General features: G+C 43.6%; 2 protein-coding genes. Both read right to left on the bottom strand.

All coding sequences use genetic code 11. The features are described 5' to 3' along the window. Window positions 1–256: C40 family peptidase (locus tag CBG25_RS00815; protein ID WP_290603819.1), on the bottom strand; the 256-nt coding region annotated here is incomplete at its 3' end. Beyond that, window positions 253–823, bottom strand: a 571-nt coding sequence (locus CBG25_RS00810; RefSeq protein ID WP_290603817.1) for a phage minor tail protein L, incomplete at its 5' end; no start/stop codon positions are given. The genes CBG25_RS00810 and CBG25_RS00815, both read right to left, overlap by 4 nt.

The raw sequence follows: 823 nt of genomic DNA, 5'->3' as shown, positions 1-823 counted from the left end.
TATCTATTTCACTTGGGTGTGTTGTCACGCCGTCGCCACAATGTGAGTGGACGATAGCAACAGGCAGTCCCCAGTCTTCCGCATTGGAATAGTCTTCCGGTGATAATTCGAATTGTCCAGTGGGATTTGCAGCAAGATTACGACAAGGAAAATAGCGTTTCACACGACTCTTTTGGCAAATTACCCCACAGGCTTCTTGCGGAAATACCTTTTTAACGTGGTTGAATATTGCTTCGGTAAGACTTTTTGTTATCATCGTATTAACCCTGCCGCAGGAAATCCGCCAAAATCCAAGGGCGCATTTTCACCAAATCGCTTTTTACAATCGCTCATGAGCCCACCACAAACATCTAAGGCGGGGTCATCCACCGAATTGCCTTTCTCATCGAAATAGCGTTTACCATTATAGGCACATCCATTACCTGAACGATACCAACCCCGCATGCACCAGTAACAGAGATTATGGATTTGACGCATTGGCAACATAACCCCTTGTAAATCAAACGGGCAAGCCAGTTCAAACTGAATAATCCCCCCTGCCTCCTCATGACTTTTTCGGTCAACATAAAATACCTGCTTAAAGCATTCATCAGGATTCTCGGCAGGATTATTATCAGGAAAATTTTTGCTATCCAGATAATGCGAAAAAGTCTCATAAATGGTTACTTTTGCCTGAACCATATCATCAAATTGCAAGCACAGTGATGATATCAGACTATCAATATTCCCCACTTTCAGTATCGGTCTGGCTTGGCTGCCCTCACTACTTTTTGATAAACCCGAACTTTCATAAGGCCATGCACCATATTCGTTACCTTGCCAC

It is taken from the genome of Arsenophonus sp. ENCA, from assembly GCF_002287155.1.
Taxonomy (GTDB): Bacteria; Pseudomonadota; Gammaproteobacteria; order Enterobacterales; family Enterobacteriaceae; genus Arsenophonus; species Arsenophonus nilaparvatae.
Note: the sequence above shows the minus strand (reverse complement) of the source record. Positions and strands in the feature narration are given on the sequence as shown.